This is a genomic window from Priestia sp. P5_B4, from assembly GCF_056400385.1.
In genome coordinates this window covers 1-9,424 of sequence record NZ_JBFULJ010000099.1, presented here as the reverse complement: position 1 = coordinate 9,424, position 9,424 = coordinate 1, and the positions used below count along the sequence as shown (strand labels likewise).

At 38.2% G+C, this 9,424-nt stretch carries 8 protein-coding genes and 1 pseudogene; 8 read left to right on the top strand and 1 reads right to left on the bottom strand.

Features of this window, described 5'->3' with window-relative positions; all coding sequences use genetic code 11:
• Positions 1–150: 150 nt before the first annotated feature.
• The 8 genes and pseudogenes from xylE (at position 151) to AC1DRF_RS11100 (ending at position 8,004) form a co-directional block, all read left to right on the top strand.
• Entirely contained in the window at positions 151–1,572 is a 1,422-nt protein-coding gene (gene xylE / locus AC1DRF_RS11135; protein WP_098579519.1) for a D-xylose transporter XylE, read from the top strand.
• 204 nt (positions 1,573–1,776) lie between these two features.
• Positions 1,777–1,923, top strand: coding sequence for a hypothetical protein (locus AC1DRF_RS11130; protein WP_157842273.1), 147 nt, complete (start codon positions 1,777–1,779; stop codon positions 1,921–1,923).
• Between the two features lie 383 nt (positions 1,924–2,306).
• Positions 2,307–3,245: a cytochrome c oxidase subunit II gene (locus tag AC1DRF_RS11125; protein ID WP_477740746.1), complete on the top strand. Its 939-nt coding sequence runs from the start codon at positions 2,307–2,309 to the stop codon at positions 3,243–3,245.
• Position 3,246: 1 nt separating this feature from the next.
• Complete coding sequence (qoxB, locus tag AC1DRF_RS11120) at positions 3,247–5,214, top strand: cytochrome aa3 quinol oxidase subunit I (RefSeq protein ID WP_477740745.1); 1,968 nt, start codon at positions 3,247–3,249, stop codon at positions 5,212–5,214.
• 1 nt (position 5,215) lies between these two features.
• The gene (cyoC, locus tag AC1DRF_RS11115) at positions 5,216–5,815 is read left to right on the top strand and encodes a cytochrome o ubiquinol oxidase subunit III (protein WP_427076303.1); all 600 of its coding nucleotides are present in this window, start codon (positions 5,216–5,218) and stop codon (positions 5,813–5,815) included.
• The gene (gene cyoD, locus AC1DRF_RS11110; protein WP_097823686.1) at positions 5,816–6,112 is read left to right on the top strand and encodes a cytochrome o ubiquinol oxidase subunit IV; all 297 of its coding nucleotides are present in this window, start codon (positions 5,816–5,818) and stop codon (positions 6,110–6,112) included.
• 147 nt (positions 6,113–6,259) lie between these two features.
• Positions 6,260–6,754: a universal stress protein gene (locus AC1DRF_RS11105; RefSeq protein WP_043981924.1), complete on the top strand. Its 495-nt coding sequence runs from the start codon at positions 6,260–6,262 to the stop codon at positions 6,752–6,754.
• A gap of 360 nt (positions 6,755–7,114) precedes the next feature.
• Positions 7,115–8,004: pseudogene (locus tag AC1DRF_RS11100) on the top strand (SDR family oxidoreductase).
• A 45-nt stretch (positions 8,005–8,049) separates the two neighbouring features.
• Here the strand turns inward: AC1DRF_RS11100 and AC1DRF_RS11095 are convergent.
• Positions 8,050–8,952, bottom strand: a complete 903-nt coding sequence (locus AC1DRF_RS11095) for a COX15/CtaA family protein (RefSeq protein ID WP_043981926.1) — start codon at positions 8,950–8,952, stop codon at positions 8,050–8,052.
• Positions 8,953–9,424: the final 472 nt, after the last annotated feature.

The window sequence follows — 9,424 nt, the reverse complement described above, 5'->3', positions numbered from 1 at the left end:
CATTGGAGGGGAGGATAAGAGCAGTTAGTCGAATAGACGACGAAAATTTCTTTTGTGTTCCAAGAATTTGAAAACGCATTCAAATAAGTGCGAACTCAGTTAGAAATAGAACTTCTACTGTTACTTTTAACTAACTGCTTTTAACAACGCATGAAACAAAATCGAAACTCATTATATATTTTTTCTATTACCTTAGTTGCCGCTATCGGAGGGTTACTGTTTGGATATGATACAGCTGTAATATCTGGAGCTGAAGAATCATTAAAGGTGTATCTTATTGACAGCTTAGGGTTAGGATCTTTAGCACATGGTGTTACTGTATCAAGTGCTTTAATAGGATGTATTATTGGAGGCTTGGTATCTGGTTATTTTGCGACGAAACTAGGACGCAAACAATCACTTATACTAGCAGCTATTCTTTTTATAGTCTCAGCGTTAGGCGCTTCTTATCCTGAGTTTTTATTTTTCACAAAAGGAGAACCGACACTCTCTTTGTTACTTGCTTTTAACTTCTACCGTATTATAGGTGGGATTGGTGTTGGCTTAGCATCAGCCATTTGTCCCATCTATATAGGAGAAATTGCACCGGCAGATATTCGCGGCAGATTGGTATCGTTCAATCAATTTATGATTATTTTTGGAATGTTAGTCGTTTACTTCGTGAATTGGGGTATTGCAAATGGGGAAACCTTAGAATGGATTAATGATGTAGGTTGGAGATACATGTTTGCTTCAGGAGCCATTCCAGCTTTACTCTTTGCAGCACTCTTGTTTTTAGTTCCTGAAACGCCTCGCTACTTAGCTATACAGAATCAAGATCAAAAAGCTTTAGCCATACTAACTAAAATTAATGGATCTTCAGAAGCGAAATCAATTTTAGAAGATATTAAACAAACAATTTCTACCAATGTTTCGTCTGAAAAATTATTGGCATATGGAAAATTAGTTATCGTTGTAGGTATACTGCTTTCTGTATTTCAACAGTTTGTAGGAATCAATGTAGCTCTATATTATGCTCCGCGTATTTTTGAAAGCATGGGAGCAGCTAAAGGTTCTTCTATGCTGCAAACTATTATTATGGGATTAGTAAACGTTATTTTTACAGTAATTGCAATTTTGACGGTTGATCGTTTGGGAAGAAAACCTTTATTAATAACAGGGTCTATCGGAATGGCCATTGGAATGTTCGGTGTAGCAAGCATGGCTTTTTCAAACATCATTGGTATAGGGACGCTTGTATTTATCATTATTTATACAGCTTCCTTTATGATGTCATGGGGACCAATTTGTTGGGTGCTCATTTCAGAGATTTTCCCTAACAAAATTAGAGGTCGTGCTGTGGCTATTGCCGTAGCTGCTCAGTGGGCGGCTAACTATTTTATTTCCTCTACGTATCCTGTGATGATGGAATATAGCGGAGGATTAACATATGGTTTTTACGGTTTAATGAGTGTACTTTCTGCTTTATTTGTTTGGAAATTTGTTCCTGAAACAAAAGGTAGAACTCTTGAACAAATGGAAAATATGTGGAGAAAAAAACAAGGGGCTTCAAAGAGTAAGAAGGCCATATAACCATTGAGCTTTTGCTTAGAGGAAAGATGAATATAAACCTTTCAAAAACACCTAAACTATTTTTAGGTGTTTTTAATATGTAACCTTTATGAAGAAAGTGGATAGCTTTTTTAAAGGATATTGCTATAGTGATAAGCCTCTTTAAAAATAGAAATATAGTTTTTTTATGAGGAGTGTTTCATCGTAAATATAAATAACGGTGCAATGAATTTACAAAAAATCTGGGGGTATCCGCTATATACGGAATATCCTAAAGAATTAAAGTATGATCATGCTTCCTGGGTTCCCGCGTATCAGAATCGGAAAATGATTGATTGGATGTTTCAGCAGGTCAAACAAGCAAATCAGTAAGTGTTAAAGCTCAATACTTCATCTAGTACTTATAAAAAACTCTTTCAGTTAATAAAAACTGGAAGAGTTTTTTTCTTTTATTAGGATAGTCACAAGGCACCTTTTATTCCCCACAATTACCCAAATATGTGACGAAATTATGGTAAAGGCGTTCAAACTACATAAAAAGCGCTTCAAGTGTGATGAATATCACACCTTTTAATGATACAACATGATAATTTTTTAGGAGTAAGCAATATGTCATGACAAACTTCAATATGTTAGGAGGTTATTAGCCTTTTGATCTGTTAAGATGCATCTCTAATATGAACGTTTATATACCATTATTATGTACAGAGATTTAGAAGAAGGGAGCCTGAGCTTAGGTGAGAAAGCAAAAATCAATGCATATTGGCAAGTTAATCATTCTCTCCGTATTCATCACAATTTTTTTAGCAGGCTGTGATAGTCGTTATTTGATTTTAAATCCGCAGGGAGCGGTGGCTCAAAAAGAATACCAGTTAATTATTTTTTCCATAATTTTATGCACAATTGTTGTTATTCCTGTTTTAGGTCTGCTTGTGTATATCGTTTTACGCTACCGTGATAAGCCTGGAAACAAGGCTTCGTATCGGCCAGACTGGGACGATAGTAAGCGTCTTGAATTTATTTGGTGGGGGATCCCCATTATTATTATTAGTATTTTAGGTTTCGCTACGGCCAAGACGACGTATGACTTAGTAGATCCGCCGAAAAAAGATGTAAAGCCGCTAACAATTGAAGTAACATCCCTTGACTGGAAATGGTTATTTCAATATCCGGATCAAGATATTGCGACAGTGAACTATGTCAACATTCCAAAAGATGTGCCCGTTCAATTCRTGCTAACGTCAGATGCACCTATGAATTCTTTTTGGGTACCCGAGTTGGGAGGACAATTATATACCATGCCGGGAATGGCAATGGGGCTTTGGCTGCAAGCTGATCACAAGGGAGAATATTTTGGTTCGGGTGCTAATTTTACGGGTGAAGGGTTCGCTCATATGAATTTTAAAGTTAAATCTACATCGACAAAAGAATTTAATCAGTGGGTAAAGCAAGTGAAAGAAACATCACCAGCTTTAACAAAAGCTGATTATAGCAACCTTGCCCAACAAGGTCTTTCTCTAGAAAAATCGTATTCTACCATTCCTRAAGGCTTATTCCAAGAAATTGTCATTAAAAACGGTGGTCAATATTATAGTCAGCATCACCATATGAAAAATGAAGACATGAAGACTATGAATGTGGCTTCTGAAGAACAAGTACATGCACAGCATGAGCACCAGGAAGGAGGAAAATAAGTTGTTAGAAAAATTAAAAGATTTTTCATCTCATTTTTTTGTGACAGGAGAACCGATGATTTACGGAGCAGATGTCGCCATTTTATTAACATTAGCCGGTATTATTTTTGTTCTTACGTATCTTAAAAAATGGAAGTGGCTATGGCGTGAGTGGCTCACAACGGTGGATCATAAAAAAATTGGTATTATGTATATGCTTTCTTCATTATTAATGCTGTTTCGAGGCGGAGTAGATGCATTATTAATGCGTATGCAACTAGCATTCCCTCAGTGGCATTTTCTAGATTCTAATCATTACAACGAAATTTTTACTACACACGGAACCATTATGATTCTATTTATGGCAATGCCGCTTATGTTTGCGTTCTTTAACATTGTTGTACCTCTTCAAATTGGAGCAAGGGATGTCGCCTATCCTTTTTTAAACGCGGTAAGCTTTTGGCTATTTTTCTTTGGCGCCATGCTTTTCAATTTGTCGTTTGTAATCGGCGGCTCGCCAGATGCAGGATGGTTGAGTTATCCTCCGCTTTCTGGCATGCAGTTCAGTCCTGGACCGGGTCAAGATTTTTATATTTGGGGTATTCAAATATCAGGTATTGGCAGCTTGGCTTCTGGAATTAATTTTATTATGACTATTTTAAAAATGCGTGCACCGGGCATGAAACTTATGCATATGCCCCTATTCACGTGGTCCGTTCTAGCAAGCTGTATTATTATCATTTTCGCGTTTCCTGTATTAACCGTAACGCTTGCTTTATTGTTTATTGACCGCTTCTTTGACGGACACTTATTTACTATGACCGGCGGAGGAAATCCGATGATGTACATTAACTTAATTTGGATGTGGGGACATCCTGAAGTGTATATCGTTGTACTTCCTGCATTCGGCATTTTTTCTGAAATCGTTGCAACGTTTTCTCAAAAGAAGATATTTGGCTATAAGTCTATGGTTTTTTCAATGATGATTATTAGCGTTCTATCGTATTTCACATGGGTACATCATTTCTTTACGATGGGTGCAGGTGCTAATGTGAATGTGTTTTTTGCTATTACGACGATGGCTATCGGAATTCCAACGGGTGTTAAAGTGTTCAACTGGTTATTTACGATGTTCCGCGGCCGTATTCAAATGACRCAGCCAATGCTATGGACAATTGCTTTTATCCCGTGTTTTGTTGTGGGAGGAGCAACGGGTGTTATGCTTTCAGCAGCTCCCGCAGACTATCAGTATCATAATAGCTACTTTTTAGTTGCACACTTTCACCAAGTGTTAATTGGAGGCGYTGTATTCGGCTTTTTTGCAGGTTTGTACTATTGGTGGCCAAAAATGTTTGGCTTTAAATTAAATGACCGTCTTGGTAAATGGGCGTTTTGGACATGGAATATTGGTTTTTATGTATGCTTCATGCCTCAATACGCATTAGGGTTTATGGGAATGACGCGCCGTATTTATACGTACGACTTTGACATGGGATGGGGACCGCTGAACGTTATCTCTACAGTCGGAGCTTTCTTTATGGGCATAGGGTTTATCTTTCAAGCATGGCAGATTCTTCATGGCATTAAGTACGGAGAACGAGATGTAACAGGGGATCCTTGGAATGGACGTACATTAGAATGGTCCATCCCTTCACCGCCGCCGCAYTACAATTTTGCAGTGATTCCAACAGTAACGGGGCAAGATGCGTGGTGGACAATAAAAGAAGAAAGAAAAAAGAAAAAAGCGAAGGAAACAGCTGCTTTCTCTCCGATTCATATGCCTAAGAATTCAGGTATTCCATTTATCATGTCGGTTTTCTGGTTCATTGCTGGTTTTGGCTTAACGTTCCACTGGGTGTGGATGGCGATATTCGGTTTGACAGGAGTCGGAGCTTGTTTACTAGCTCGTTCTTTTCAATACAACTCGGACTATTATATTCCGGTGGATGAAATTCGACATACAGAAGATTCAGTAGGGAGGGTTGGCTGACATGGCTTATGCGACAGCGCACCACGAAGAACATCATGATGAACATGATGAAGGAATCAAAGTTATGGGTTTTTGGCTTTTCCTCGTAACGGACTGCATCCTATTTGGAGCATTATTTGCTACGTATGCCGTTCTTGTTAATCATACTGCGGGAGGCCTTACAGGAAAGGAATTTTTTGAAGTTCCAGGATTTGTTTCTGAAACGTTTATCTTATTAACGAGCAGCTTTACGAGCGGATTAGCTGTGCTGAGCATGCACAAGGGAAAAATAAAACCTTTAATTGGCTGGCTAATCGTAACTCTGCTTTTAGGTATGTGCTTTGTGGGCCTTGAAATTCATGAATTTCAAACAATGGTTCATGAAGGAGCAACCATTTCCACCAGCGCATTTTTTACAGCTTTCTATACGCTAGTTGGTACGCACGGGCTGCACGTTTCTGTCGGCATCATTTGGATGATTTCAATTACAATCCAATTAAAACGATATGGAATTACCTCTGTAACAAAGCGAAAAGTGACGATTATCAGCTTATACTGGCATTTTCTTGATGCTGTCTGGATCTTCCTTTACACGGTTGTGTATTTAATGGGGGTGATGTAGATGGAGAACCATGGATCGTTAAAAGCTTATACAATAGGATTTATTTTCTCGATTATTTTAACCGTTATTCCTCTGATGCTGGTATTAAACCAAGTATTTGCTAAAAATATATTACTAGCTAGCATTCTAGGAATGGCCGTGCTTCAATTTTTCATTCAACTGTTTTTCTTCATGCATATTAAAGACGGAGAGAAGCCCCGTTATAATGTGATGGCTTTAATACTTGGAATCGTTTTTGTTATTACGATTGTAGCAGGATCGATTTGGATAATGACTTTTAACTCTCAAGTTCAATAAAAATGGAGCCGTGCACTACACACGGCTCCATTTTTATTAATTTCTATATATTGTGATAAAAATCACATATTTTCGTTTGCGCAAGAAGTAAAATAAAAGTGTAGCAAGGAAAGTTCTTTATAAACGAAAGACAAAGGAGAGATTATGATGAATATGGCTTATCGTAACATCCTCGTAGCAGTAGACGGTTCTGTAGAAGCAGAGTGGGCATTCAAAAAAGCAGTTAACAGTGCGAAAAAAAATAACGCTCATTTAATAGTTTGTCACGTTATCGACATACAGGCGTTAAGTCCATCACCTTATGCATTCTATACAGATACACGCTTTCAAGATGCAGAGAAATTTGCTGAAGAACTTTTGACCAACTATAGTAACCTAGCTCTTAAGGCTGGAGTAACGAAAGTCGAGACATTAATTGAACACGGTTCTCCTAAAACAAAAATATCTAAAAAAATTGCTCCCGATAAGCACGTTGATTTAATTATATGCGGTGCGACGGGGCTAAACGCCGTAGAGCGCATTTTAATCGGAAGCGTATCTCAGCATATTTTACGCTATGCCAAATGTGATGTGTTAATTGTTCGCACTCCTAAAGAAGCCGAAGAAGAATCAAAGCCTTTACAAGTGGAACTAACAGAGTAGCAGAACAGAAGAAAAAGAACGCTTATTGTTCACAGTAAAATACAAAGCTCTCACCATTTATTTAAAGAGGGGGGGATAAATGTATCTTAGTTAAAAGAAGATCTGAACGAGGAATCGAGATTCTTAATAAAGAATTCGACTCGTTCGGATTTTTTTATTGTGATGGTAAACGTAGATTTTAGGTATGCAGCTGTTTTTAGCTGTTGATTGAAGGGGAAAGGTAATGAAAGAAAAGTGAGGATAATAGAGCACATCAAGCATGTTTACTAAAGAAGAGGACGGGAAGAACAAGTATATAGAAAACTTTTCCTTAGTTGGTTAAGGATTCATTCATAAAGGAGTCATAAAGGAGTGACGAATATGTCAAAACTAAATAATCCATTAACTCAATATTTCCATGAAGACTATCCAAAACAGTATCAAGAACCGCCCGGTGTACAAAAAGAAATGAACGTCATCCCGGACTGCGGGGAAAACAGTTACATAGGTGCAGGTAAATTAAAAGGCAGAAAAGCTCTTGTGACGGGCGGAGATTCAGGTATTGGCCGGGCAGCAGCGATCGCTTACGCAAGAGAAGGTGCAGACGTTGCGCTTAATTACTTGCCACAAGAGCAAGCAGATGCAGAAGAAGTACAAAAGCTTATTGAAGCAGAAGGAAGAAAAGCCGTTCTCATACCTGGTGATGTAGGCAAAGAATCTTTTTGCAAAGAGCTAGTAGAAAAAGCTTATAAAGAATTAGATGGTTTAGATGTTCTAGCGCTCGTAGCTGGCAAACAGCAGGCAGTAGAAGATATTGCTGATTTAGAAACGGACCAACTGCGCAAAACCTTTGAAGTAAATGTATTCTCTTTATATTGGACCGTAAAAGCAGCGCTGCCTTATTTACCGGCAGGTGCTTCTATTATTACAACAAGTTCTGTACAAGGCTATAGCCCAAGTCCTAATTTATTAGACTATGCAGCTACAAAGTTTGCCATTAACGGATTCACTCGCGGACTAGCCAAGCCAAGCAATTAGCTCCAAAAGGTATTCGCGTCAACTCCGTTGCTCCAGGACCTATCTGGACGCCGCTGCAAATTTCTGGAGGGCAGCCAAGCGACGCTATTCCAGGCTTTGGACAAGATACACCGTTGCAGCGTGCTGGTCAGCCAGTAGAGTTGGCAAATGTATACGTATTTTTAGCTTCAACGGATGCAAGCTACGTAACAGCTCAAGTTTACGGGATTACAGGCGGAATAGAACTAGCTTAACTCAAAAAAACACGTGCAGTTATGAACTGCACGTGTTTTTTTGAGTTATCGTCTTTTACCTTTTAAAGTCTGTACACAAATGTAGCTAAGCGTAGCGAATAACGCTGTAATAAATGCTGAGTGAGACAGTGTAGCAAAGACATTTAAACGAGACATGACAACAAAGATACCGCTGAATACTTGAGCAATGGTTAAAGCAACCGCAATGATGGACGCGTAATAAATATCACGGCGGGTTTCTTTGTACTGTTTGATGGCAGATACCATAATCCAAATGATAAGAACAAACAGTACAAGAGCAGCAAATCGGTGGGCAAAATGAATACCTGTTGTTCCTGAAAGTTTTGGAATAAGCGTATTGCCATAACAAGCAGGAAAGCTTGTACATGCTAAGCTTGCACCTTTGTGACGCACATATGCACCTAAATAAATATCGCAATAGGTAAATATAAGCGTAAACCATGCGAGCCCTTTAAATTTGCCTGTGACCGCTCCTTTAATAAAATGATCCGAACGGTCTTTTTGAATAACAAACATGGAAAGCAAAAATACGCCGGTAAACGCAATAAGCGAAAGACCGAAATGCAGTGCTAGCGCTTCAGCTGACTGAGGCCAGATAACTGCAGAAGCCCCGAGTAATGACTCAATAACGATAAATGCAATACTCAGAATCGCTAAAATTTTCACTTCACGGTTTCTGCGGTAACGAATCCAAGCCCAAATAGAAAATGCTAAAACGAGAAGACCTGCAAATGCGGTAATCAAACGATGCGTATATTCAATCATTGTTGCTACCGCGTATTCGGGTATTAACTGCCCGTTACACAGCGGCCACTCGTTTCCGCACCCTAATCCAGATCCTGTGGTTGTGACCAGACTGCCGGCAATCATTAAAATAAACATAACAATCGTTGTAAATATAGCTGTTATTTTAAATAAATTTCTCATACGTTGACTCCCTTTGCTGAGTTACTAATTATGACTATAGATTTGATGAATACGATAGTCAAGTAGTAGAGCGTAATTAACAAATAACTGTCACAAACTCGCACATGTTTCCCTTAAAATTTATGTCAGAAAAGCTTTCTTCATTAAACCTTGTAATGGTTTTTTCCTTTTAAACGATGTAAATATGGTTCCATACATAAGATATAAAAAAATTATATTAGTGATTTTATACAATTTGCAAAAAAAACTTTAGAGAGAATGGAGGTACAATCATATTCCAAAAGTGATAATATAAATTAAACAATGTTATAAAACCTATCATTTTGTGTTAGGTATAAAATAAACTTTTATCACGGAGAAACTTTATTGAAAGGAGAGATAGCGATGAGCTTAGATGCTTTAAATAAAAGAGTAGAAACCGATCTTTCTTACCTTTCCTTTAGGAAACCAACAGAGGTACAGCCAATTACCC